Here is a 25,231-nt window from a genome sequence, read left to right as displayed (position 1 = left end):
TCCTCGCACATCTCCCTAACTGAGGGTGAGAGGATTCACGAAACCTGCCTCAAAATCCAGTGCGGCTCGCCTGATCTGCGACGGCCTTACGACTAAGATCTGTCCCTCGTCCTGTAATTATGGCCGTCAGTCTGACAAAAGACTCACGGATACCGCGAGCATGGGGCTGTTCCCCACCTCGAAAGTGAGCCTGAGTGCCTAAGGCTGAGGCCGAAACCCAGCCAACAATAGCCAGCGATAGCAGAAGGAACATTGAACAATTCTCATGGGTGCTCGTTAATCAAGCGGTCAACAAACTTGCTAAATCTAACTGACTGCATAGGCAAGGGCAAAGACGCCTGCCATGAAAACAGTGCTTGCAGCACCCATGATCCAGTAGCGACGCTGCTGAGCCTCAGAAGGATATTCAGCCGCAGACGCAACAGGATCCTTTGCAAAGTTGTTGATAACGCCACGTTCGTCAGTTGTGCTGATCATTAAAAATTCCTTTTTTTATAGTGTTGTAAACAAAGATTGAGCAGATGAGCCATTAGGGTGGTACCTAACTGACTGCATAGGCAAGGGCAAAGACGCCTGCCATGAAAACAGTGCTTGCAGCACCCATGATCCAGTAGCGACGCTGCTGAGCCTCAGAAGGATATTCAGCCGCAGACGCAACGGGATCTTTAGCAAAGTTATTGATAACGCCGCGTTCGTCAGTTGTACTGATCATGTAGACTCCCTTGTATTGATTTGTAAACAAATATATCACATACGTAAACTTATCGCAATAGATCTTGACATTTTCTCGCAGTGGAAGTAAAGCGCGACTTGGAGGGCTGTGCCTGCGAATCGTGCTTCGAGATCAATGTCTGTTGCCTAAAATATGTGAGTCGCTTGTGTAGCACAGAGTTTTGTATGATCGGAGCGAAACACTGAGTGTAAAAGCAGTATGAAGTTAGCAATTACAGGCGCAACAGGCTTTGTGGGGCAGCGTCTTGTCGAGTGCCTGCAGGCAGAAGGACATGGCGTCATCGTCCTTGCTCGGGATGTTCGAAGGGCGGGCGAACTCTTCCCTCGGTCTGAGTTCCCGCAGGTTGAGGCTGTTGCCTACACTCCCAAGGAGTCGGGGGATTGGCAGGCTCAGATCTCGGGCTGTGACGGTGTTGTTAACTTAGCGGGTGAGCCTTTATTCGGCGAACGCTGGACTGCCAATAACAAACAAGAAATCATTGCCAGTCGCAAGTTGGGAACTGAAAAAATTGTTGAGGCGATTGCTAAAGCTGACGCAAAGCCTAGCGTTTTGATTAACGCTTCTGCCATCGGCTACTACGGCACCAGCGAGACCGCTACCTTTGATGAGACCAGCGCCAGCGGTGATGACTTTCTAGCGCAGGTGTGCCAATCCTGGGAAGCTGCAGCACAGTCTGTCAAGGACGTTGGAACTCGCCTCGTGATCGTTCGCATTGGCATTGTCTTGGGTAAAGGTGGAGCATTGGAGCGCATGCTACCTCCCTTTCAGCTATTCGGCGGTGGCCCCGTCGGGACCGGTCGCCAATGGTTCTCGTGGGTGCATCGTGATGACTTAGTAAGCCTGATCATTAAAGCCCTAACGGAGAATCAGATGGCAGGGGTCTATAATGCCACAGCCCCTCAGCCTGTGCGGATGAACGAATTTTGCTCAACGTTAGGCAAGGTTATTAATCGTCCTTCTTGGTTGCCTGTCCCTGGGTTTGCCTTAGAGCTACTTCTGGGAGAAGCCGCGCAGGTCATTTTGACGGGACAGAATGTTCAGCCACAGAACACTCAGGCCTCTGGATTCAGGTATCAGTACCCTCAAGTTAAGCAAGCCCTCACGCAAATTCTGCACTAGGTGACGGTCGTTGTGAGTGACAGAACAGGCCCATGGAAATCAAAAATATCCGTTCTGAACTAGCTGTTAACCCCGCAGGTTCTTTCTTGAACATAGCGTCCTTCAATGGCTCTATTGTGGGAGCTTGTGGCATTACCGGCATTTCTCCAGTCTGGGAGATGCATCCCGATACAGATGAGTTTTTCTACATTATTGAAGGTGAGTTTGAAGTCACGCTCATGCAGGGGGCGGAGCCAGAACATTTTGTCGCCCCTGCTGGCTCTTCTTTTGTGATTCCGAAAGGGGTCTGGCATAAACCGGCTGCACCCTCTGGCGCGAAGTTTATATACCTGACGCCAGGGACGACGCTGCATTCTGAAGCAGAAGATTCGCGGCAAGATTCCACATAGTCATCACAGTGGGAATAATTTACAGTGACTGTGTTCCAGGATAGTCAGTCGTCAGGGGAACTTTTGAATCTAAATTTTCGAAATAAATAGCTTAAGTAGTGCCCTTGCTTCAAAATCGATGCCTCAACAGCTTTACCCCAGGCTTCGCCGCTGAGGGAAACCAGACTTTAACTTTCTATCGGGTTGTTCTCAGGGAAAATTCAGGGACCTGGCTTTTTATGGTACTAATCCGAGCAAACGGATAAGGTCTCCACTCTCGGCCTATCCCCCTTTGGTGCTGCAGGACATTCTCGGTCATTTGCAGTGTAGACCTCAACAAAACCTTGTCTATTATGTCGTTAAAACTGCGAGAATCAGTTGAACTAGACGTTCTGCCTAGCCCATCTATTGAATAGCAAAGACTGTGATGACCTATCTTGAATCCGCTGCCAAATTTTATAGCGAAGTTGCTGAAACTCCCGATGTAGGGCTGTGCTGTGTTCAGAGTACGCCCCTGCAGTTGCCAGGCCTTAAAATCCCTCTGCAAATGCAGGAGATGAATTATGGCTGTGGCACAACCGTTCATGCTGCAGAGCTATCAGGTGCCCCAACGGTACTCTACGTTGGTGTGGGTGGTGGTTTAGAGGCCCTTCAGTTTTCCTACTTCTCCCGCCGCGCAGGTGCCGTCATCGCGGTTGATCCAGTTGATGAGATGCGGCAGGCCGCCGCTCGAAATTTAGAGCTAGCAGCCGAAGACAATGATTGGTTTGAAACGAGTTTCGTTGAGCTACGTCAGGGAGATGCCTTCTCTCTACCAGTCGCGGATGCGTCTGTTGATGTTGTTGCTCAGAATTGCCTGTTCAACATTTTTGAGCCAGAAGATTTGACCCGGGCACTCCAAGAGACCTACCGTGTGCTGAAGCCCGGTGGTCGCTTGGTCATGAGCGATCCTATTGCCACTCGCGCTATCCCTGAGCATTTGCAGCAGGATGATCGCTTACGAGCGATGTGTCTGTCCGGTGCATTGACCTATGAGCAATACGTTCAGCGGATTATTAAGGCCGGTTTTGGTCAAGTGGAGGTCCGTACTCGTCGACCTTATCGGCTGCTGGACAAAGAAAATTACAGCATGGATGAAAATTTGCTGCTGGAGAGCTTAGATACGGTCTCTTTTAAGGTTGATATTGCAGATGATGGTGCCTGCGTCTTTACAGGAAAGACGGCTATTTATACCGGACCTCACTCCTACTTCGACGATCAGGCCGGACATATTCTCACTCTAGGCGTTCCCGTGGCCGTATGTGATAAGACGGCAAGGAATATGGCGAAGTCTCACCCTCAGCAGGTGGTGGTGACAGATTCGACTTGGCACTATGACGGGGGTGGCTGCTGCTAGTCTCCTGAATAATGCTCAACGCTCTTTAGAGAATGTCATGATCACATCTGCAAATACTCGCCTGACGCCTTTTGCCGAGAAGCTAGACCGACCCCTTACAAAGCAGCCCATCACGGTGCTGCAGATTAATCTGGGCCGTCGCTGCAATCTGGCCTGCTCTCACTGTCATGTTGAGGCCAGTCCCAAGCGGACTGAGGAGCTGACGCCCGAGATCTGTGAGCAGTTGATTGAGGTCATTGAGCGTTTTCCTCAGATTCAAACGGTGGATCTGACGGGGGGCGCGCCTGAGATGAACTATGGCTTTAAGCCACTAGTTGAGGTCGCACGCGCTCAGGGGAAAGAGGTGATTGTGCGGTCAAATTTGACCATTTTCTTCCAAGCTGGCTTTGAAGATCTACCGGAATATTTTGCGGAACACCAGCTACGGGTGGTAGCTTCGCTGCCCTGCTATCTAGAAGATAATGTCGATAAGATGCGGGGCCAGGGTGTCTACGACGAATCGATTAAGGCTCTACAGTGGCTCAATAAACTGGGCTACGGGCAAGATCCTGATCTGGTTTTAGATTTAGTCTATAACCCCCCTATCCCTACTCAGGCAGAGTTCTCGGCGACGCCTGATCAAGAAGCTTTAGAGCCGGACTATAAGGCTTATCTTCGTCAGCATTTTGGGATTGTCTTTAATCGTCTATTTGCGATCACAAATCTACCCATTGGCCGCACCAAGTTCCACCTTCAGCATCGTAATTTACATCAGCCCTACCTGCAGTTTCTCGAAGCGCAGTTTAATGCGGCCACGATTGAAAATCTGATGTGCCGTAATCAGCTCTCGGTGGACTACAACGGCAAAATTTATGACTGCGACTTCAATCAAATGGAAGATATTCCCGCCCAAACGCCTGAGGGAGAGCCTCTAACCGTAGGCAAGCTGCTGACAGCAGGCTCCCTGGATGTGATTGGAGAGGTGCAGACGGATGCGTTTTGCTATGGCTGTACGGCTGGCTGCGGTTCTAGTTGTGGTGGTTCCCTTGTTTAAGATTCCTGACCCTCGGCTCAAGTTCTCTAAATAGGTCACACTATGTTTCTTCGATCTAAGCGTTGGTACTACACGGTTGTTGCTATGGCGGTTTGCCTGCTCATCACTTTTCAACCCCCGGCTTTGGCCGCCGTTAATGCGGGATTTAACCCGCAGCAGCTACTAGTGGATGCTTTGGAGTGGGTAAAGGGGCTGGGTCCGGCAGGTGCGATCGCATTTATCGGCATATACATCGTTGCCACGGTCGCCTTCCTTCCCGGTTCAGTTCTAACCTTAGGGGCAGGTGTTCTCTTTGGCGTCGTTCAAGGTTCTCTCGTCGTTTTCGTTGGAGCAACTGTTGGAGCAACCCTCGCATTTTTGGTGGGGCGCTACCTGGCTAGGGGCTGGGTCGCTAAAAAAATTGAAGGCAATCAAAATTTTGCTGCCATCGACAAAGCGGTTGGCAAGGAGGGCTTTAAAATTGTCACTCTGCTCCGTTTATCTCCAATTTTTCCCTTTAATATCCTTAACTACGGCCTTGGCGTTACCAACGTCTCGCTGAAGGACTACTTCTTTGGCTCTGTCGGTATGATTCCAGGCACCGTGATGTATGTTTACCTCGGTTCTTTAGCCGGTAATCTAGCGACCTTAGGGGCTGGAGAAGCACCCTCGAATCCAACTGTCACTTGGGCCATTCGGATCATTGGTCTGATCGCAACAGTTGCCGTCACGGTCGTGGTCACTCGCATTGCCCGTAAAGCCCTTGCTGAAGCGGTACCAGAAACAAAAGAAACAGAATCTGTCTCGTCCTGAGCACAAATCCTGATGCAGCAATCACTGTCCAGGGTGAAACGACATGTGCCACGGCCTGCACTACTGGCGTTAGCATCACTGTTGTGTGTGCTTGCGCTGCCCAAGCTCTTAGAGTTCATTCCGCTGCTGTTCAATCAGATGCGCTTGCTTGAAGAGCTTCGTCAAAGTGGCTTTTGGGCTGTCGTCATTTTCATCCTGCTCCATATTGGAGCCACAATGATTGGTATTCCCGGCGTTGTGCTCACCCTAGTGGGCGGAGTTGCCTTTGGTCTCGTCTGGGGAAGCCTGTGGTCGCTCATTGGCGCGACATTAGGTGCAATAGCTGCTTTCTGGATGGCGCGTTCTCTGCTGCACGGCTGGGCACAACGACGCATCCGCGATCAAAAGCTGCTCACCGTATTTAATGACGCTATTCAAAAGCATCCGTTTGCCTTTGTACTCACCGTTCGGTTTGCGCCCATCTCACCTTTTAATCTTGTCAACTTTCTATTTGGACTGACAGAAGTCCACTGGATGCCCTATAGCTTAGGAACCCTCATTGGGATTATTCCGGGCGTCATGGCCTATACCTGGGTCGGTGTGACTGGACATCAAGCAATGCAGGGGGAAAATCTCAGCTCCTTCATCATTGCCTGCAGCCTGCTTGCCCTAATGTCGGCCTTCCCCTTACTGATGCGTAAGCGGCGTTACCCATAGGATCCTGAACGCAGGCCATCACAGAGGTGCTGATTTACTCCACTAATGTTGAATTGGGTCCACAGGCCCAGGCTTCATTCTGGAAAACGGGGCTAGAGATTTCTTTCCCTGGCGCATCACTGGCGCAAACAACGAGCTGTGAGATGCCGGAGACGCCTGTTATATAGCTTTTTAGCCCCTCTTCTATGGGCACTGCCTTCGTAATCACCTGCTGATTGCTAACCTCAACAATTTCTAGCTCATAGTGTTTAGGAGCTAGGGCAATGTCTAACTCATCGAGGGATTCAGCATACCGGCTATTTTCTAAAAAGAAAGCCTGCTGTGCCTTGCTAAGGGTGCTAACCGAAACCTTGCCTTCTTGCTCTCTGGCCGGTCCCGTCAGGCTCCCTGCCTCCTCTGGAGAAGCAGGCCCAGAGTCAGAAACCTCTGTAGCTGTGCATCCGAGGAGAGAACTGATAAGCAGCAATGCTGGAAACAGGCGTAGATTAGTCACGATGCAGAGTATTGAACCAATTTCTTTAGAGCAAGATTACTGTAAGCTGTGTGGCCGATGACGCTGGCACGCGTCAGTCCTGAATGTATTGGGTGCCGCTAGCCAAGGCTATTTCGGCCCGCACAAATTCTCTGCCCAAATAGGCAGCATGATCTAACTTGGTGATCCACTGAGTTTGAGGCACCTCAAAGATCTTGATACAAAGTTCCTTGGCCGTATGTGCTTTGAAGCAAGCTGTGGGTTGACGCTTGAGAGACCCGTGACAGGGAAGGGGTTCTCCTGTTTCAGGATCGGTCGCTAATCCTTGCTTATTGATGTTGTTAGAGTAGTGTTCAGCACAAATGAGCCCGGATTGTTGATCAAGGAAAATCAGGAAATATCCACTAGGGTCTAGCTCAATAAAACGCTGGGACAACTTGTCGTTGGTCGCTGTTTGCGACTCAAGAATGGCGTTCATAGCTCTGAAAAATCGAAGGACAAATAAATCTCAACTGATCTAGTTTAATGTCCGGTGCTGTACCGTCGCTAGATAAATTGAGAGATCGAATTATATTGATTTTTGTAATAAGCTTGCAATCCTATTCTTAATCCATTGGCAGTAGGAAAATAGCATTAGGGCGAGGAATGTAGCCCTGAGCACTAAAATACGGCTTGAATTCACGGGACCGATTTCTTCTATCTCAAATATGTAGAAAATTTTACGGTTACCAGGATTAACTCTGTGTAAACTTTGGGAACTCTAGCGGTATTCATACGACTTTGCATATAGAGGAGGGTGGCATCCAGATAGATAAATTAGAGACAATATCGATAAATCTGTATTTTTATCTGCTACCACACTTGAGGAGAGAGAAACCATGACGCCAGAAGCTGCTAATATCCTGAGTTCTCTGAGAGAGAGCTTTTACGATTTATTTCAGACTGAGATGAAGGTGCCGGTCAAACTGTCTAAGGGTAAGTCACTTATTTTCAATCCCTCAATGGCCCCTGTCACCTCTTGGGTTGATCGACACAATCGCGTTAATTGTTTGGCGATTTATGCCCATGCAGCGCCGGATAGCTTAATCCCACAGCGACCGCTAATTCTACGCATTGCTGTCAATCAGTGGCCGAACACTGCAAACCAGGCTTCTAAGAATGTCAAGGATCCGCAATTCAATCGTGATTGGAGTTGGGAGCTGTCGCTCCTGTCCGAGCAGATGATGGACTTTGCGCCTTGGCTTGCGAGCTGGATTGAGGCAGAAAGTCGCTCCACTGAGCTAATGCAGCGCTCACCCCACGCGTTGAAATTCTTCCCGCACCCCATTGCCCAGAACGCAAATCTGGCCTGGACTCAAGAGGCGCTGGCAATGATGGTGGCCGATGATTCAGTGGCGGCTTAGGTTCATTCTCTTTGCTCTCGATGAAAATCAAGTAGCAGATGCGTTGAAATCAAAGCGGCTCTGATTTTTTCTGCTTGAAGACGCTGATCTAGATCTAATTGATCTGTGCTGGAATTTATAATGGCGTTGTATCTAGGTGCAATTGCAGTAATCTGGCGAGGATTCATTGATGGCTGATGTAACGGAAGTGCAGGGCACCTGCCTTTGCAGTGCTGTGCGGGTCACAGCAAAGGCGCTGAATCCGAAGGTAGGGGCTTGTCACTGCAAGACGTGCCGGACTTGGACAGGGGGACCGTTCTTTGCGGCTGATTGTGGTGCTGATGTGACCTTTGAGGGAGAGGAAAATATTGCTGTTTTTAGCTCTTCTGATTGGGCGGAGCGTGGCTTTTGCCGAACCTGCGGTACGCATCTGTTCTATCGACTAAAGGAAGGGCAGCAGCACTTCATGCCTGTGGGGCTGTTCGCAGATGGCGAGGCGCTGGTTTTTGACCACCAAGTTTTCATTGATGAGAAGCCTGGGTTCTATCACTTTGCGAATGAAACCCATAACATGACTGGAGAAGAGCTTTTTGCTCAGTTCTCCGCTGCTCAGTCATAGATCAGTCGTATTTTTATGCTATTTCTGTTCGGCACTGTCGGGTCGTGATCAAGTTGCAGGGGCATAGCGCCGACGCGTTGCGATCGCAACGCTCAAAACCAAAAACGTACAGACTCCAGCCCAATAGAGTGGGTAGCCATAGGTTGTGGGATTGGTTTGACGAACCATTAAACCCGCGAGTACGGGGCCAATGGCATTAGAGACGCTTAGATAGGAGGCGTTTAGCCCGAGGACAACGCCCTGCTGCTCTGGCTTAGCATTAAGAGAAATCATGGTGCTAATAATGGGCTGCACCAAAGAGCTCAAAATTGAGAAAATGACGGTCACGATGACGAAGTAGGCCAATATCGGCCAGATCGGCATCAATACAAACGAAAGACTGCGGACCAGCAGTGCGAGGAACAAAATGCGCGTCAATTTGAATCGTTGGGTCAGATAGGGAACGCCGACGGTCTGCATGACCACGCCGAGAGTACCATAAACAATGAATAGTACGGTGAGTGACTGGCTGTTTTGCCCCAAGACCTCAAGATAGTAGGGCTGGAAAGCGAAGGTAAACATCGTGAAGGTGGTGCCAAGCAGCAAGTTGATGATCAGCAAAATTCCAACTCTTGGCATGAAAAGTCCCGTCACCAAGGTGCCAAGACCCAAATCGAAAATATTAGTGCGGACGCGTCGTTCCAGGGTTTCGGGTAAAAAGAGGACCGTCAGAATCAGGGCGAGGAATGCAATCGCACCTGAGGCGTAGAAGGCGGCACCTAGCGAAACTTGCTGTGCTAATAAACTGATCACTGGGCCCAGCACAAATCCTAAACCAAAGGCCGCTCCAAACAGACCAAACCCACGGGCGCGATTACTCTCATCGGTCAGGTCAGAAATGACGGCTTGCGCTACGGAGGCGTTGCCCCCAGTGATGCCGTCTAGGATCCGAGCACAAAAAAGCATCCAGGCGGCGGTGGCAGCGCCCGCCCAGAGGTTGGCAATCACGGTGCCAGCTAAGCTAATCACGAGCAGAGGCTTACGGCCAAAGCGGTCGGAGAGCTTGCCGATGACGGGAGTGGCGAAGAATTGCGCCAGCGAGAACATTGAGAATAAGAGGCTGGTCTCAAAATCATTGAGGCCAAACTGCCGACCGTAAAGGTACAAAATCGGGATCAGGATGGTAAAGCTGAGGGCGTTGACGAAGGCGATGGAGGCAATAATCCACAGGTTGCGGTTTTCAGGCGTCATTTAGCGGCGACGAGCCTGTAGCTTACGGTAAACGTCTTTGATATCAACGTTGTGGTGGGCCATTGCCACGAGGCTGTGATACAGCAGGTCTGCGACTTCTCCAGCAATTTGATCAGGGTCGTCGTCTTTACAGGCCATCACCACCTCGGCGGCTTCTTCCCCAATCTTTTTGAGGATCTTGTTGTCGCCCCCTGCTAAGAGCTTGTTGGTGTAGGAGTCGGGAGAGGGGTTGGATTTGCGATCGCAAATCACGCCATACACCTGGGACAAAGTATCGGCAGGCGGCGGGATGACCTGTCCATCGATTTGATGGAAGCAGCTCCGCTCTCCTTTATGGCAAGCAATATCTCCAACTTGCTCAACGGTCACCAAGAGCGTGTCGCTATCGCAGTCATAGCGAATCGACTGCACGTTTTGCACATGCCCGGAAGTTGCGCCCTTGGGCCAGAGTTCTTGACGCGAACGACTCCAGAACCAAGTGCGCTGGGTTTCCAGCATTTTCTGCAGAGACTCTCGATTCATCCAAGCCATCATCAAGACGGTGCCATCAAGGTAGTCCTGCACAATCGCAGGGACGAGGCCGCGGTCATCATAGCGAATTTTGTCTAAGGGGATGGCTGAGGCCAAACGTGTAGGGTCCGAGGCTGTCATTGGGAATTGACCAAAAATTTCTGAACTATCTTTGAGAATAGCAATCTAGAGGCAACTGAAAACAGGTTTGTTCCTACCTAAATAAAGAAGTTTGGCAGTGTCAATGCTGAAGTTAATCTCTACCGCGAGGGGGATGTAAAGCCTATGCCTGCTGAGTTAGCCTATAGGAGACTAATGTTTTCTACGAGGTGTTTTTATCCTAAGTAAGTCAAAAGTTAACCATCGCATTGATTCTCCCCAGGTTTTGCTCATTGATAAAGATGGCACCAACCACGGCGTGACCGACACTCAGGAGGCTTTGGCGCTTGCAAAACAAGCAGAGCTAGACCTAGTGGTTGTGTCTGAGCGTAAAAGCGCACCTGTGGCAAAGATTTTAGATTTTGGCCGGTTTCGCTACGACCGCAAGAAAAATCAAAAGCAAAATTCTTCGAAGCCCTCTTTAAAAGAGGTCAAGCTGCGACCCAATGTTGGAGATGCAGATTACGGCGTACGCATTAAGCGGGCGCTGCAGTGGCTTAAGAAAGGTGATATGGTGCGGTTTCAGGTCCGCCTCAGAGGGCGAGAGCACCAGCACCGCGATCGTGCCATCGATTTACTCAAGCGCGTCATTGCTGATTTGAACAGCGCAGGTGAGGTGCAGGTCTTTGACAAGAGGGCGCTTGTGCTTCAGGTCGTGACGGCCTAGCGTTTTATTTAACACGACAGATATTTTTCTGTTTCATGCCGCTTACTGATGGGGGAATTCCCTAAAGGTAGGCGGCTTGTTCTATGGAAAGAAGAGTCATAAAAACTCAGGACGTTTTGGGAACGCTTTGGGAACGCTTGCCCCGCTAAATTTCAATCATCGAGTTACATAAAACCTAAGTTTCCTCTCGGCAGGCCCATTTGAGCCTCCGGCTTTTTCGCTACTAGGAGAAACCGATGATGACAGCACAAGTGTTCAAGGAGATGAAAGCCGAAGCTTTTGCCGATCGGCTTCTAGATACGCTCAACGGTGGTGCAGTCGCACTTATGACCTCCATCGGTCACCGTACCGGTCTATTTGATACCCTAGCTCAGCTCCCTCCTGCGACAAGTCAGGCCGTTGCTGATGCTGCTGGACTGCAAGAACGTTACGTCCGCGAGTGGCTGGGGGCAATGGTAACCGCAAGATTTGTGGACTATAACGCCATCGAGCAAACCTATCATCTGCCGTCAGAACATGCGGCCTTCTTGACCCGCACTGCCTCCCCCAATAATTTGGCAGCATTTAGTCAGTACATTCCACTACTGGGCAGCGTTGAAGACCAAGTAATCGACTGCTTCTACAGCGGCGGTGGCGTTCCCTATTCAGAATATAAGCGCTTTCACCAAGTGATGGCCGAAGATAGTGGCCAAACGGTCGTTGCAGCATTAATGGAGCATGTTTTGCCCCTCATGCCCGGTTTGGTTGATGCTTTAGAGCGCGGCATTGAGGTTATGGATGTTGGCTGCGGTAGCGGTCGTGCTCTCAATCAGATGGCGATGCTGTTCCCTCACAGTCGCTTTACTGGGTATGATTTTTCGGAAGAAGCGATCGCAACTGCCAACATTGAAGCGCAGTCCCAAGGGTTGACCAACGTCCGGTTCCAGATCAAGGATGCCGCGACCCTGGATGCTGTCGAGCAGTACGACTTGATCACCACCTTTGATGCAATCCACGATCAGGCCAAACCTGATGTGGTCCTCAATAACATCTACCGGGCCTTACGACCCAACGGTACCTACTTCATGCAGGATATTCGCGCCGCTAGTGACGTGAGCGGGAACCTAGAGCATCCAGTTGGGCCATTGCTTTACACCATCTCTTGTCTGCACTGCATGACCGTTTCTCTCGCCGCTGGGGGCTTGGGGCTTGGAGCCATGTGGGGAGAAGAAAAAGCGCTAGAGATGCTAGAAGAGGCCGGATTCAAGCAAGTGGAAATCAAGCAGCTCGACCACGACTTTCAGAATAATTTCTACATCGTCAAAAAGAGCTAAAGCATGTGCCAAATTTGCCGCATCGGACAGCGTTACTCCAACGCTCTGCTTTCTTCGGCGTCACTGCTGGACACGAGCCAGTTCTCAACCTTAGTAGTAACAGATCATCGCCAAGGTTTGAAGTCAGGCCCTGCTACCCACGACCAATCTTTAGGAGATCAAGATCATGACAGCCCTCTCCCTCAGAGAACCAAGCACTAAAGTGGATGCGATGATCGATGCTTTAGTACTTGCTTTTCGCACCGATCCGGCAGTGCGTTGGCTTTATCCCAACTCCCATCAGTACCTTACGTACTTCCCTGATTTTGTGCAGTTGTTAGGTGGAACTGCCTTTGATGCCGATACGGCATATGCCGCTGAGAATAACGCTGGAACTGCGCTGTGGCAGGCACCGGGGAGCTATCCCGAAAATCAGGCTCTCAATACTCTGCTTCAGCGAACTGTTTCCCCCGATCTAGACACCGTGTTTGCTCTATTCGAAGCGATGAGCAACTGTCATCCTGAAGCGCCCCACTGGTATTTGGCATTGCTGGGCGTTGAACCAGAACAGCAGCGTAGAGGACACGGATCTGCCCTGATGGAGCCTGTGCTGAGGGAGTGCGATCGCAACGCCCAACTGGCCTATCTTGAATCATCCAATCCCGACAACATTCCCTTCTACGAACGCCACGGATTTGAGGTGCTGACCACTATCCAGGTGAACGATTCTCCTCCTATTTTCCCAATGGTGCGCTACCCCCCAGCGCTCCAGAGTTGAGTGACTGCCTGTGCGGTCGACTGGCCCGTCGATCAAGGATCCATGAGCGCGGTGGTTGCTCAACGCCTTTCCCCCATACTGTGTTCCCCATTGTTATGACGGCTTCTCCATCGAAAATTACAATTTTTGACACCACCCTCCGGGACGGTGAACGGATGCCGGGGGTGAGAATGACGCTCTATCAAAAGGTTCAAATTGCCGAATTACTTGAAAAAATGCAGATTGATGTGATTGAGGCCGGCTATCCCGGTGCCTTCCGCAAAGACTTTGATGAGCTGCTGATGGTTTCAAAACGGATCAAGCAGACCGCCATTTGTGGTTTGGCAGGCTCCAAGCCTGATGAAGTCATTGATGTCGCCCTTGCCCTACGGTCTGCTGCACGAGGGCGGATTCATGTCTACACGCCAGTGCAGCAGAAGGCCATTTTCAACCGATCAGCACTTCTAGAACTGATCCGTCAGACCCTTGTCCTCGCCCGCAACTATTCTTTTGACATAGAGTGGTCAGCTTTCAATGCCCTCAAGAGTGAACCAGAATTTCTCTGCTGTGCGGTGGAAACGGCGATTGAGGGTGGGGCAACGACAATCAATATTCCTGATACGGCGGGTGTGGCTGAACCGGAATCATTCGCAGGCCTCATTGCTTTACTCAAAAGGCAGGTGCCCAATATTGATCAGGTGACGCTTTCTGTTCACTGCCGTGACGATCGCGGGCTGGCGGTTGAGAATTCGCTGGCGGCGATTCAGGCCGGTGCTCGACAAGTTGGGTGTTCGATCAAGGGTCTAGGGGTGAGGAAGGGGAATGCAGATTTAGGAGGAATTTTAGATGCGATCGCAAAGCATCCTGATTACTACACCAATGTTAAGACCGATCTGCTTGAGCAAGCTGCAGAGCAGGTGACCAATATAATGTCTGGGAGAATTTAAAGAATACGTAAAACCTAGACTAGGGGTCTGTACTAACGCACCACTATCCCTACTTTTGATATATCCTGTGTGCGCCCTCCATCAAGGAGGGCTTTTTTTTGGAGAAGAATATACTTTTTCTAATAAAATTTATTTCGTTTCTATCTGTATTCTTTAGCAAGATTTGGGGCAAGCTTCACCTCTAAATTAATTATATTTTGCGAACAAAAGACATCATAAAACATTTACTGGACGCTTCTAAAATTCTTTTATAACGCCTAGCTAAATACCTTTGAATTGTTCAAAACACTTAGCAAGCCCACTTAATTCAATCCAAGGATATTCAAGCTATAAAACGCCAACTTATTGCGTTCGGTTTACTGGCAGCAATGGCTCTTCCTGCGTTAGTTAGCTCTACACCAACTCTCGCTAAAGGAGGCGCACGAGCACAATCTCGATCAACCAGAACGTTCAGCGTTGTTCGTACCGATACTGACCCCAGGATAATTTTCGATGAAGTTGATAATAAAACTGAGCGACGATCTGAGTTGAAAGCCGTGCTCTTTGTCGACGATCAGGAAATAGGTTCCGATCAAGGCCGTAATAATTTTAATTCAGCCGGATTCGACCTCACTCAGACAAAACAGACTTCAAAAGCTAGGGTGCCGATTCGGGTTGAGCTATATGACAACGACGGACCTCAAAATGATGAGCCTGTTGACATCAGCTTTTTTGACGGTGTCGCGCTAGAGCTAGAGTACGACCTAGAGACAGGAGACATTTATCACAATGATCAACGGGCACGCAAAGGAACAGTTCGCGAGAGCCAATTCATTCAAGAAGGGTCACTTGATGTTGAGAAGAGAGCAACGATAAGCCTGACTTTCAACCAGCCTGTCGGTCTAGACGCGTCAACTGGAGAGTCAACGACACTCCCCGTATCCAAATAAAAGTAAGCCATCTATGCGAGGGACCAAACATAAGTGTCCTCCGCGGTCACGAAACTCCAAAACGCACGTAGGATTTGCCTAGAAGAAAGTTTGATGACTTCAGCTTTTTCTAGACTATAGTCCTGAATTATGAATTTCCTACTATCAAAGAAACTGCAAGATTAGCCTCTCCAAACGAATAGGGGGAATATTTGCGTAATGAGGGTTTTTCAGACAGATAAGACTAAAGTTGAAAACAGATCTATCATCCTAGATATCTACTGACAGATATGGGGTGTCAACAATAAACCTATTTGTTGGAGCAGAATCGGTAAGATGAGATCGTGGGGCTATCCACTTGAAGCTTCCACCGTTTCAAGAAGGTATGTGAGTGTGCCAAAAATCTTACGAATAAGATTCTTAGGTGGCTTTGACCTGATCTACAAACAAAAGTCCATCGGTGGGAAGATACCGAAGCGGCTGCAGTCCCTGCTGGCCTACTTGCTGCTGCATCGACATACGCCTCAATCTCGACAGCAGATTGCATTTCGCCTCTGGCCAGACTCCAGTGACTCGCAGGCGCGAACGAACCTGCGACGAAATCTCCATTCTCTGCGCCAGGTTTTTCCAGATTCAGAGCAGTTCATTGCGGTTGACACACAGTCCATCCAGTGGCGTTTAGAGTCTCCCTATACCCTTGATGTCAATGAGTTTGAGCGAGCTGTCTCTTTGTTCGTCGATCAGTCAGATGAGCTTGTAACCCGTCAGCCCGAGCAGTTGAAAACAATTGGCTCAGCTCTGCAGCAGGCAGTCAAGCTCTATGAAGGGAAATTACTGCCGAGCTGCTATGACGAGTGGATTGAAGCTGAGCGCGAGCGACTCCATCAATCCTGCATTCAAGCTTATGCAGGGCTGCTGCAGCTTTTGCAGATACAGCGAGACCATAGCCAGGTGATTCGCTATGCCCAGCAGCTTCTGCAGATGGATCCGCTGAGTGAAACTGCTTATGAATACTTGATGCGATCGCATCTCGCCAACGGCGACCGCACCCAAGCCCTGCAGGTCTATCATCGCTGCATGACGACCCTACAAGAAGAGCTAGGAATCGACCCCAGTCAATCAATTCAAGCCTTCTATCAACATCTCCTCGACGAACCAGCGTTATTAACAAATCACCAAAATGCCCAGCAAGATAGATACGTAGAGGTCCACCGATCAGCCTCCGAGACATCAACAGGAGCTTCCTCTCTACGCTGCGACTGGGGAAACGCTCCGGATGTCAGCCTCTTCTATGGACGTGCCGATGAACTAGAAATGCTGGAGCAGTGGACCCTGGCGGATCGCTGTCGCGTCATTGTCTTGCTAGGCATGGGCGGTATTGGCAAGACGTCCCTATCGGTGAAGCTAGCACAGGTCCTCGTTGAGCATTCTCAATTAGGGTCTGATGCTGACGATAAATTTGACTGCATTGTTTGGCGATCTCTGCGGAATGCCCCTAGCCTAGAAACCCTAATGGGTGAGATCGTCCCCATTATCTCTGACCAGCAGGAAACAGAGCCAACCTTAGCTCGTTTGATGGATGGCCTGCGTCAGACCCGATGCCTGCTGATTCTAGACAACGTTGAAACGCTTTTAAAAGGAGACCAGCGCTCTGGACAGTATCACCCCGGCTACGAAAACTACGGAGAACTCCTGCGGTTGATGGGAGAGACCCACCATCAAAGCTGCTTGATCCTCACCAGCCGCGAGAAGCCGCGAGAATTTTCTGCATTAGAGGGCATGGATCTGCCGGTGCGATCGCTCCTATTGAATGGTTCGCCAGAAGCCGCGATGACCCTGGTCCAGACCAAGGGTCTGATCGGAACAGAACAACAGCAGCAGGACCTGTGCCAGTTCTACGGCCACAATCCCTTGGCCCTAAAAATTGTCGCCACCTCCATTCAAGACTTGTTTGATGGTGACATTGCCGCCTTCCATCGACCCGGCGCAGGCATCTTCAGCGGTATTCATCAACTATTAGAACAGCAGTTCCAGCGCTGCACGCCCCTAGAGCAATCGGTCATGTATTGGTTAGCCATCAACCGGGAGTGGACTGCGATTGCTGAACTCGCCGAAGATCTTGTGCCTCAAACCTCGCGGTCGGCACTCCTAGAAGCCCTGGAGTCGCTGATGTGGCGATCGCTACTTGAAAAACAAGCAGGCCGCTATGCCCAACAGCCAGTGGTTATGGAGTACGTTACTGCACAGCTTGTAGACCAGGTTTGCCATGAGATTTTGACTCTTGGTCAAGTTTCAGAGACGGAAGCAGAGCAGGAGAATCTATCTGCCACCGCCCTTTTCTGCACCCATACTTTGCTCAAGGCTCAGAGTAGCGACTACATTCGCGAAATTCAAATTCGAGAGATTCTGCAGCCGGTCCTCAACGGTTTGTCCGGTCAGTGCGGCAGCGAGGCGAACAGTGAACCCTGCTTGCGTCAGGCTCTGGCGGGGCTGCACAGCGATCCCACCTTACAGTCGAGCTACGCGGCGGGCAACATTCTCAATCTGCTGAGCCAGTCCAGCCCGGTCTTGGAGCACTATGACTTCTCAGGACTAGCGCTGCGGCAGGCCGATTTACGTCGGGTTCATTTATCCGACTGCAACCTACAGGAGGCTGATCTGTCTCAGGCTGCCTTTATAGAAACGCTGAGCTTGCCGCTAGCACTAGCGTTCAGCCCTGATGGAACACGTCTAGCCACTGGAGATGCGAAAGGTGAGATTCGCATCTGGAGCGTTGAGGATGGCCGAAATCTGCTTATTTGTTCGGGACATACAGACTGGATCTGGTCCGTGGCCTTTAGTCCCGATGGCGGTACTGTGGCGAGCGGGAGTAGCGATCGCACCATCAAACTCTGGGATCTAGAAACAGGTCAATGTCGGCAAACGTTTGATCACAAAGCTCAAGTCTGGTCAGTGGCCTTCCACCCCACAACACCCCTCCTCGCCAGCGCCAGCGAAGATCACACCGTCAAGCTCTGGGACTTAGAAACAGGAGCCTGTCACCAGACCCTAACCGGCCATACCGACTGGGTGCGCTCCGTCACCTTCAGCCCCAACGGGAAAACAATCGCCAGCGGCAGTGATGATCAAACTATTAAGTTCTGGGCGACGGAAACGGGACGGTGTGAACAGACGCTAGAGGGGCACTCAAAACGGGTGTGGTCCTTAGCCTATGCCTCAGGCAACAGACTAGCCAGCAGCAGCAGCGACTGCACGATCAAGTTTTGGGACACTCAGACCGGCCACTGTATTCAAACCTTGTCTGGACACACCAACTGGGTGCGCTCCATTGCCTTCAGCCCTGACGGAGAAACCCTCGCCAGCGGCAGCGAAGATAGGACCATCAGGCTCTGGCAAATCGCTTCAGGGAACTGTCGTCAAACCCTTCGAGGACATGGTAACTGGATTCGCTCTGTCGCCTTCAGCCCCGATGGAAAAACCCTCGCTAGCGGCAGTGGTGACAACACCGTCAAGCTATGGGGGACCAACGGTCAGTGCCAGAGAACACTCCAGGGCTATATTGATCGCGTCTGGTCCGTTGCCTTCAGTCCCGGTTCTGCGCAACATCCCTACGGCGGCATTTTGGCAAGCGCCAATGACGACCACCAGATCAAGCTGTGGAATGTAGAAGGACCGACCTATCGGCAAACGCTGTCAGGACATACCGATGCCGTCTGTGCCGTTAGATTCAGTCCCCAAGATCATCTGATCGCCAGCGGCAGCGAAGACCAAACCATCAAGCTCTGGGATCTTGAGACCGGCCAGTGTTTACGGACTTTGAAAGGACACACCAGCAGGATTTGGTCAGTTGCCTTCAGTCCAGAGGGGGGCCTCTTAGCCAGCGGCAGTGAAGATCAAACGATTAAACTTTGGGATGTCCATACGGGCCAATGCTTACGCACGTTGAAGGGGCACACAAACTGGGTCTGTTCAGTGGCTTTTTGCCCAGCCGAATCCCTCAGGTTGGTCAGTGGTGGCTATGACCAAACCATTAAAATTTGGGATCCTTTTACGGGAGCCTGCTGTCAGACCCTTGAGGGGCACAGCAACTGGGTCTGGTCCATTGCCTTGAGTCCCGATGGGCAACACCTCGCCAGCGGTAGCGGAGACCATTCCATCAAGCTCTGGAATCTGAAAACGGGCCAGTGCTTGAAAACACTCGAAGGTCACAGCAGTCGGGTGTGGTCCGTGGCCTTTAGTCCTGATGGTCAATGTCTCGCCAGCGCCAGCAGCGATAAAACAGTCAAGCTCTGGGATGTACGAACAGGAGGCTGTCTCCAGACCTTGGAGGGACACACCAATCTGGCTTGGGCCGTAACCTTTAGCCCTGAGGGTCACCTGCTGGCTAGCGGCAGCCAGGATGAAACGGTTCACCTCTGGGACCGAGAAACGGGCGAATGTGTGGCGGTCCTGCGCGGTGCGCGCCCCTATGACAGAACCAATATCCTCCATGCAAGGGGGCTAACCGAAGCTCAGAGAATGTCGCTCAAGCAGTTGGGTGCTGTTGAGCAAATTAAGACCGCTGCAGCGACGAATGCTGAGATATCTAACGTTCCTATAGCCGCTTCTCAGGGGAAGCCACTCGCGACTCTACCCTCAACGTCATCTCTCATCGGACGTCGGCAAGAATGGGAAATGATTCAAGGGTGGCTCGGCTCTCACTTATCTCTGCTGTTGCTAGGAGAATCAGGCATTGGCAAAACCCGAGTTCTGGAAACGCTGCGTTCAGCGGTCCAGGATATGGGGGGACAGGTGCTTTGGGGACGTGGGTTTGAAGCTGAAAAAGTCAGGCCCTTCAGCATTTGGCTGGATGCGCTGCCTAGCCAGCTCCCTGCTGAACTGGGAACACTCTTCCCTGAGCCGGGTGACCCGGAACTTCAGATCGATCGTAGTCGCCTCTTCGATGCAGTGGCTGAATACCTGACTGGGCTGGCGAAGCAGTCAGTCCCGCTGGTGATCATTTTTGACGACATTCAATGGCTTGATGAAATTTCGACGGCCCTGCTGAACTATGTTGTTTGCCTGTTGGGACACTCGTCGATTCAGTTTGCCTGTGCAGCCCGTCACCGAGATCTGGAAGCCAACGCCGCAGCTTGTCAGCTCGTGAAAACGCTCAGACGCGATCGCAAACTCCAAGTCATCCCCCTAGAGCCATTGGATCGTCAGGCCACGACGGAGCTGACCCAGACCATTGACGCGGATTTGGATAGCGATCGCATCTATACCGACAGCGGTGGCAATCCCCTGTTTGCCCTGGAAATTGCGCGTACGATCGCATCTGGCTACTCAGCGGATGCTGACAACTTAGAGGCGCTAGTTCAGGAGCGGCTGCAGCAGCTCGACACTTCTACACAGGATCTTTTGACCTGGGCTGCAGCAATGGGGCGCAGCTTTGATCCAATGCAGGTCGCTCAGATCGCGGACTGTCCGCTGACAACCTTCTTGACCGCGATAGAAGAGCTAGAACAGCAGGGTATTCTCAGTCCAGACATTAGGGATGACGGTGAAGCGGTCTATCTCTTTACCCATGATGTTGTCCGACAGGTTGCCTATGGCCAACCCTCTGAGCCTCGTCGACGGCTGATGCATCGACATATCGCTCACCAGCTACAGAAACTGACGAGTTCTGATGACGCTTTAGCCAGTGATATTGCCCGTCACGCAGCCATAGGGCAGGATCCTGAACTTGCCGCGACATCTCTACTGGCAGCAGCCGAACGCGGCCTGCGCCTGTTTGCCTATACTGATGCCGCAGCACTGGCGCGGTGGGGGATTGAACAGTGCCAATCTTTACCACCTGAAGTCCGAATCAGTCTGCATTTGCGTCTGCTCAAGGTTTGTGTGCTGGCTGGGATGGATAAAGTGCAGGCCCAGCAGGTCGAAGTCAGCTTGAACCAGCTACTGCTAGAGGCCCGAAGACTCAGCCTGCCAGATGAAGAGGCTCTAGGGCTAGAAGTTCTGATTGCGCTGCACTATGAGCAAGACAATCTCGCAGATGTCCATCAACAGTGTCTGAAGGCCGTAGAACAAGGTCGCAGCGCAAGTCCTACCGTGATGGCTCAAATGCTGGCCTATACAGGCTGGTGTCTATCGGATATTGGCCGCGAGATGGAGCGGGCTGAGGCTCTGCTGTTAGAGGCTCAATCTCTGGCTAGTCGAGTCGGGCTAGAACCCTTCGATATTCCCTGTGGGCTAGGCTGTGTTCGCCGGTATCACGGTGACGATGAGCAGGCGCGTCTGTTGCTGACGCAGGCGCGGCAGATTGCCCAATATATGCAGGATCACTGGCGAGAATTCACCTGTGTTTCATATTTAGCGATGCTAGAACTTGAAAGCGGAAATGCGATTGCGGCATTAGATTATTGTCGGCAACTCACGACTGTTGCCGCTCAGCTTGGCGGTGGCAATGAAGGGGCTGTTGCAGCGGCGCTGGTGGCTTTATCGCAATACTGGCTGCAGCCTTCAGAAGCTGAAACGGAGTTAGAACAGACGTTAGACAGGCTGAAATGCGTCGATGCTCAGCGAAGTCTGGCCTATACGCTGACGTCCGCTGCGGAGAAAGACTTGGAGCGAGGCGAACCCCAACGCGCTATCTCCCGATGCCAAATGGCGCTGGAGGCAGCCCGAGTTGTTGATCATCCTAGTGATGTTGCCCTGGTGTTGGCAACGTTGATTCAGGGTTATCTAGCAATTGGCGAGCTTGAGCTTGCTGAGACGCATTTTCGAGACCTGCAGAAAATAAATCCGCTGGGTCTGGCTGCTCGGGCTAGAGTTGCGATCGCAAATATATCGACCCAGCTAGACGCTCCTATCCACACAGCTTAGTTCCGCCTATTCGACTGGATTACGCTTGCCCCCAACAGTGATTAGCTACAATCTGATCAGTACCCATCCGCCTTTAAATCAGTTGGGATCTGAGGCAGCCCGTGTCCAGTCAACTGTTCGTGATCTTGAATTGTGATTTGACCTATGGTCCGCGTCCTTGTTGAAAAGCATTTTGATCCACCGATTACACCAGAAAAATGGGACCGAGATGTTGCCATTGGCATTCCTTGCCATACAGCCCACAACGTTCACTGGGTGAGGTCGATGATGGGTTGCGATCGCACCCAGGTCATCTGTGAATTTGAGGCTCCTGATGCTGAGACCGTCCAGCGGTCCTTTCGTAAAGCTGGGCTACCTTTTGTCCGCATTTGGACCGTCGATCTGATTACGCCTGCAGTGGCCGCCGCCTCTCATTGATGCTCAGGATTTGCGCTCAGCCTCTGCGGTTCAAGTAAGGCTGCAATACTGAGCCTCAGTAACCAGCGTTCAGCTCAAACGTAATCGAAAGAATAGGCCCAAAGACTCTTGATCTCTCACAAAGCTGAAAATCTAACAAGGAACCTGAAGTGAACGAGCATGAAATAGCAGCAGGGCTAGCCCAGACTCCTAACTACCAATATGCTCAGCGCATTGGTCCACAACTGTTCATTTCCGGTCAGGTGCCGCACGATTCTGAGGCAAATCTGGTTGGCATCGGCAAGCCCCATGTTCAGGTGAATCAGTGCCTTGGTAATTTGCGAACGCTAATCACGCTGCATGGTTTTGATAAACGTGATATTCGCCAGCTAAAAATCTACGTCGTTGGAGATCATCCAACTCTCATGGCTGCATGGCAGGCGGTTACGGAGTGGTTCAACAATGATGTCCCCCCAGCTACATTACTGGGCGTAGCGCGACTGGCCTATGAGCATCAACTCGTGGAGATCGATGCAATGATTGTCAGTGAGGTTCATTCTTAGATCATCGCATCAGTAGAGAGCTTCTGATTAGCCATTCTCGAAGTGGTATTGGCATCTTCCTCCAGGTGTAAGAATTGCTGCAAAGTCCAGAGAACACTTTGAGAGTGCCGGTCTGAATAGTTTGAAATCAGTTCTAGGGGACGGCTCGGTCGGTTGAGTTTAGCAAAATGAGAAGCGCCAAGTTGTGATCAGAGATAAGGACCCCAAAAGAGTTGCGCTGGTGACGGGCTCAACTTCTGGCATTGGAAAAGCGATCGCAGCTCAGCTCGCTCGAGACAACTTCGCTGTTGCCTTTCATTCCAAATCCTCCGTGACGGCAGGGCGAGAATTAGCTGCGGCATACCCAGATGCCTCCTATTTCCAAGCTGATCTATCAGATCAAGATCAAGCTCGTCAGTTAATCGCTGAGGTTTTATCTCATTACGGTCGCCTAGATGCATTGGTTAATAATGCTGGCGTGACCGCCGCAATCCCCCATACGGCATTAAAAGAAGCATCGCCGGAAATCTGGCGCGATCTGTATGAAGTCAACGTCATTGCGCCGTGGACACTGATCACCGAAGCTGAAGCCGCGTTGCGCCAGTCCTCAAGTCAGGAATGCCCAAGCTGCATTCTAAATATCAGTTCCCATGCCGGGATTCGACCGAAGGGAGCTTCGGTTCCCTATTCGGTCAGTAAAGCTGCTTTGAACCATATGACCAAATTGCTGGCGGTGAGTTTGGCACCATCGATTCGGGTGAATGCGATCGCACCCGGCCTAGTGAACACCCCTATGAGCCAGAATTGGACTGCCGCAAGAGAGCTTTGGAAGATGCGGGCGCCTATGGGTCGAGGCGCACAGCCAGAAGAAATCGCACAAGTGGCTTCTATGTTAATTGTGAGCCACTACATTACAGGCGAGATATTACTCTCTGATGGTGGACTCAACCTGACGTGAGCATAGTATTTCAGACTCTGTTTTTTAGAGCAATTGGATTTACCAAGGCCGTTCTCCAGGGCGGCTTTTTTGTGTCTGGAATTCTCCAACAGTTGTAGACCCGATCGGACTGTCGAACGGACTCCTCTTTGAAGATCTTGACGTTATTCAGTAAGCGAACAAGGCGACCCTCCGCCTTGGCAGTACTCAGCTGGCTGTGCTGCAGAAGGGCAATGCCGACCCGCTTAATCTCAATGACTTTACCGCCTTTGGAGAACCCCAGTTTGAAGGCATAACAGTGCCTGTTCCCAATAGGACCAGACGTCTCAGGAACGTTTCAAGAACGCTTCGGGAACGCCCTCTTCTCTAGCCTGAAATCAAGGTTGAGGCAACACGCTTTCGGCAACTCAGCAACTTTCACTCAAAAACAAGAGGTTTCATGGCCGCTCTTATAACTTATGACAATACCTATTCATCAATCTTGAAAGACGCGACCAAAATCAACTGGCGTGTCCAGGATTTGATTAACGATAAAAACTCGCTTGATTTTTTCAAACCCTTCCTCCCTGAGGGACTCGCTCACACAGGGGCCATCGCCAGCCTGAGTTCTGCAGAGCAACTTAAGCTCAACCAGATTCGCGGCAACAGCTACTTATATTTATTTAGCGTTTTAGAGGAAGCCATCTTGCCCTTAGTGGTTAATCATATTCAGGCGATTGGCAGTGATGAGATTGAAGCAACTCAAGCTTTCCTGGGCGTTGCAAGCGAAGAAAGCAAGCATATCCATTTGTTCCGTCGGTTTGCAGAAGCTTTTGAAGCTGGGTTCGGCAGTCCTTATGACTGTATTGGTCCATCATCGGCGATCGCCCGTTTCATTCTCCAGCACAGTTCTCTCGGTGTCGCTCTGATGACACTACACATTGAATGGATGACCCAACGTCACTTTCTCGAAAGCGTGCGTGAAAATCAGCGAGAGAACCTCGATCCGCAGTTCTGCAGTCTGTTAAAGCATCACTGGCAGGAAGAAGCCCAACACGCTCGACTCGATACGCTGATGGTGCAGTCAATGGCCCGAGACTTAGATGCTGCAGCCATTGCCACCGGCATTGATGATTACATCGCTGTTATTCAGTACCTCAATGCAGGACTGATAAACCAGGTGCAGCTCGATATTGACAGTCTGGAGCGAGTGACCGAGCGATCGCTTTCTCTCACTGACAGAGAAGCGATTCAGCAACAACAAACGGTTTCCTATCAGCAAACCTTTCTTGTTGCAGGGATGACCCACCCCAACTTTGTAGAGAGCGTGCGCACGTTAGGGCCTGATGGGTATGACCTGATTGCTGAGACAACGCAGGCTTTCTCTTGAGGCAATGCTTCAGCAAGACAACGAATGGGGGCACCTATCACTC

At 51.0% G+C, this 25,231-nt stretch carries 25 protein-coding genes; 18 read left to right on the top strand and 7 right to left on the bottom strand.

The window, feature by feature from the left end:
* Nucleotides 1–49: 49 nt before the first annotated feature.
* The 3 genes from C1752_RS17870 to psb34 (C1752_RS17860) all read right to left on the bottom strand — a co-directional run bounded on the left by C1752_RS17870 (nt 50) and on the right by psb34 (C1752_RS17860) (nt 712).
* On the bottom strand, nt 50–253 hold the full coding sequence (locus C1752_RS17870) for a photosystem II protein, Psb35-related (protein ID WP_110987421.1): 204 nt from the start codon (nt 251–253) through the stop codon (nt 50–52).
* 53 nt (nt 254–306) lie between these two features.
* The gene (gene psb34, locus C1752_RS17865; protein ID WP_110987420.1) at nt 307–477 is read right to left on the bottom strand and encodes a photosystem II assembly protein Psb34; all 171 of its coding nucleotides are present in this window, start codon (nt 475–477) and stop codon (nt 307–309) included.
* A gap of 64 nt (nt 478–541) precedes the next feature.
* Entirely contained in the window at nt 542–712 is a 171-nt protein-coding gene (gene psb34 / locus C1752_RS17860) for a photosystem II assembly protein Psb34 (RefSeq protein ID WP_110987420.1), read from the bottom strand.
* Between the two features lie 219 nt (nt 713–931).
* Here psb34 (C1752_RS17860) and thyD point away from each other — a divergent pair, with 219 nt between their 5' ends.
* The 6 genes from thyD (at nt 932) to C1752_RS17830 (ending at nt 6,137) form a co-directional block, all read left to right on the top strand.
* Entirely contained in the window at nt 932–1,852 is a 921-nt protein-coding gene (gene thyD / locus C1752_RS17855) for a thylakoid membrane protein ThyD (RefSeq protein ID WP_110987419.1), read from the top strand.
* A gap of 32 nt (nt 1,853–1,884) precedes the next feature.
* Nucleotides 1,885–2,241: a cupin domain-containing protein gene (locus C1752_RS17850; protein WP_110987418.1), complete on the top strand. Its 357-nt coding sequence runs from the start codon at nt 1,885–1,887 to the stop codon at nt 2,239–2,241.
* 406 nt (nt 2,242–2,647) lie between these two features.
* Nucleotides 2,648–3,616 (top strand): arsenosugar biosynthesis arsenite methyltransferase ArsM, encoded by a 969-nt coding sequence (gene arsM / locus C1752_RS17845; protein ID WP_110987417.1) that lies wholly within the window; start codon nt 2,648–2,650, stop codon nt 3,614–3,616.
* A 37-nt stretch (nt 3,617–3,653) separates the two neighbouring features.
* Nucleotides 3,654–4,649 (top strand): arsenosugar biosynthesis radical SAM (seleno)protein ArsS, encoded by a 996-nt coding sequence (gene arsS, locus C1752_RS17840; protein WP_110987510.1) that lies wholly within the window; start codon nt 3,654–3,656, stop codon nt 4,647–4,649.
* Nucleotides 4,650–4,733: 84 nt separating this feature from the next.
* A complete protein-coding gene (locus C1752_RS17835) occupies nt 4,734–5,441 on the top strand; it encodes a TVP38/TMEM64 family protein (protein ID WP_199464445.1) in 708 nt (235 codons plus the stop codon).
* A 12-nt stretch (nt 5,442–5,453) separates the two neighbouring features.
* Nucleotides 5,454–6,137, top strand: coding sequence for a TVP38/TMEM64 family protein (locus C1752_RS17830; protein ID WP_110987415.1), 684 nt, complete (start codon nt 5,454–5,456; stop codon nt 6,135–6,137).
* Between the two features lie 34 nt (nt 6,138–6,171).
* Here the strand turns inward: C1752_RS17830 and C1752_RS17825 are convergent, their stop codons facing one another.
* Together C1752_RS17825 and C1752_RS17820 are read right to left on the bottom strand one after the other, a co-directional pair.
* Nucleotides 6,172–6,630, bottom strand: coding sequence for a type IV pilin-like G/H family protein (locus C1752_RS17825; RefSeq protein WP_158535130.1), 459 nt, complete (start codon nt 6,628–6,630; stop codon nt 6,172–6,174).
* A 73-nt stretch (nt 6,631–6,703) separates the two neighbouring features.
* Entirely contained in the window at nt 6,704–7,087 is a 384-nt protein-coding gene (locus C1752_RS17820) for a DUF4346 domain-containing protein (protein ID WP_110987413.1), read from the bottom strand.
* Between the two features lie 400 nt (nt 7,088–7,487).
* Here C1752_RS17820 and C1752_RS17815 point away from each other — a divergent pair, with 400 nt between their 5' ends.
* Together C1752_RS17815 and C1752_RS17810 are read left to right on the top strand one after the other, a co-directional pair.
* Nucleotides 7,488–8,012 (top strand): hypothetical protein, encoded by a 525-nt coding sequence (locus tag C1752_RS17815; protein ID WP_110987412.1) that lies wholly within the window; start codon nt 7,488–7,490, stop codon nt 8,010–8,012.
* 169 nt (nt 8,013–8,181) lie between these two features.
* Nucleotides 8,182–8,610, top strand: coding sequence for a GFA family protein (locus C1752_RS17810; protein ID WP_110987411.1), 429 nt, complete (start codon nt 8,182–8,184; stop codon nt 8,608–8,610).
* 48 nt (nt 8,611–8,658) lie between these two features.
* Here C1752_RS17810 and C1752_RS17805 read toward each other — a convergent pair whose 3' ends face one another.
* Both C1752_RS17805 and hisIE read right to left on the bottom strand, forming a co-directional pair.
* Nucleotides 8,659–9,840 (bottom strand): MFS transporter, encoded by a 1,182-nt coding sequence (locus tag C1752_RS17805; protein ID WP_110987410.1) that lies wholly within the window; start codon nt 9,838–9,840, stop codon nt 8,659–8,661.
* Nucleotides 9,841–10,491 carry a bifunctional phosphoribosyl-AMP cyclohydrolase/phosphoribosyl-ATP diphosphatase HisIE gene (gene hisIE / locus C1752_RS17800; protein ID WP_110987409.1) on the bottom strand — a complete coding sequence of 217 codons (651 nt, stop codon included), beginning with the start codon at nt 10,489–10,491 and terminating at the stop codon, nt 9,841–9,843.
* 196 nt (nt 10,492–10,687) lie between these two features.
* On the opposite strand from hisIE, the gene infC reads away from it, so the two are divergent.
* From infC to C1752_RS17750, 10 genes are all read left to right on the top strand, one after another.
* Complete coding sequence (infC, locus tag C1752_RS17795; protein WP_110987408.1) at nt 10,688–11,176, top strand: translation initiation factor IF-3; 489 nt, start codon at nt 10,688–10,690, stop codon at nt 11,174–11,176.
* A gap of 239 nt (nt 11,177–11,415) precedes the next feature.
* Nucleotides 11,416–12,489, top strand: coding sequence for a class I SAM-dependent methyltransferase (locus tag C1752_RS17790; RefSeq protein WP_110987407.1), 1,074 nt, complete (start codon nt 11,416–11,418; stop codon nt 12,487–12,489).
* Between the two features lie 166 nt (nt 12,490–12,655).
* On the top strand, nt 12,656–13,246 hold the full coding sequence (locus C1752_RS17785) for a GNAT family N-acetyltransferase (protein ID WP_110987406.1): 591 nt from the start codon (nt 12,656–12,658) through the stop codon (nt 13,244–13,246).
* Nucleotides 13,247–13,341: 95 nt separating this feature from the next.
* Nucleotides 13,342–14,172: a hydroxymethylglutaryl-CoA lyase-like TIM-barrel protein gene (locus C1752_RS17780; protein ID WP_110987405.1), complete on the top strand. Its 831-nt coding sequence runs from the start codon at nt 13,342–13,344 to the stop codon at nt 14,170–14,172.
* Nucleotides 14,173–14,708: 536 nt separating this feature from the next.
* Nucleotides 14,709–15,101, top strand: coding sequence for a hypothetical protein (locus C1752_RS17775; protein WP_146242370.1), 393 nt, complete (start codon nt 14,709–14,711; stop codon nt 15,099–15,101).
* 372 nt (nt 15,102–15,473) lie between these two features.
* Nucleotides 15,474–21,944 carry a WD40 domain-containing protein gene (locus C1752_RS17770; protein WP_158535129.1) on the top strand — a complete coding sequence of 2,157 codons (6,471 nt, stop codon included), beginning with the start codon at nt 15,474–15,476 and terminating at the stop codon, nt 21,942–21,944.
* A 144-nt stretch (nt 21,945–22,088) separates the two neighbouring features.
* The gene (locus C1752_RS17765) at nt 22,089–22,361 is read left to right on the top strand and encodes a DUF4242 domain-containing protein (protein WP_110987402.1); all 273 of its coding nucleotides are present in this window, start codon (nt 22,089–22,091) and stop codon (nt 22,359–22,361) included.
* A gap of 149 nt (nt 22,362–22,510) precedes the next feature.
* Nucleotides 22,511–22,903, top strand: coding sequence for a RidA family protein (locus C1752_RS17760; RefSeq protein ID WP_110987401.1), 393 nt, complete (start codon nt 22,511–22,513; stop codon nt 22,901–22,903).
* Between the two features lie 220 nt (nt 22,904–23,123).
* Complete coding sequence (locus tag C1752_RS17755) at nt 23,124–23,840, top strand: SDR family NAD(P)-dependent oxidoreductase (protein ID WP_233501691.1); 717 nt, start codon at nt 23,124–23,126, stop codon at nt 23,838–23,840.
* A gap of 418 nt (nt 23,841–24,258) precedes the next feature.
* Nucleotides 24,259–25,188, top strand: coding sequence for a hypothetical protein (locus C1752_RS17750; protein WP_110987399.1), 930 nt, complete (start codon nt 24,259–24,261; stop codon nt 25,186–25,188).
* Nucleotides 25,189–25,231 lie beyond the last annotated feature (43 nt).

It is taken from the genome of Acaryochloris thomasi RCC1774 (assembly GCF_003231495.1).
Taxonomy (GTDB): Bacteria; Cyanobacteriota; Cyanobacteriia; order Thermosynechococcales; family Thermosynechococcaceae; genus RCC1774.
This window is presented reverse-complemented; position numbering and strand designations above follow the sequence as displayed.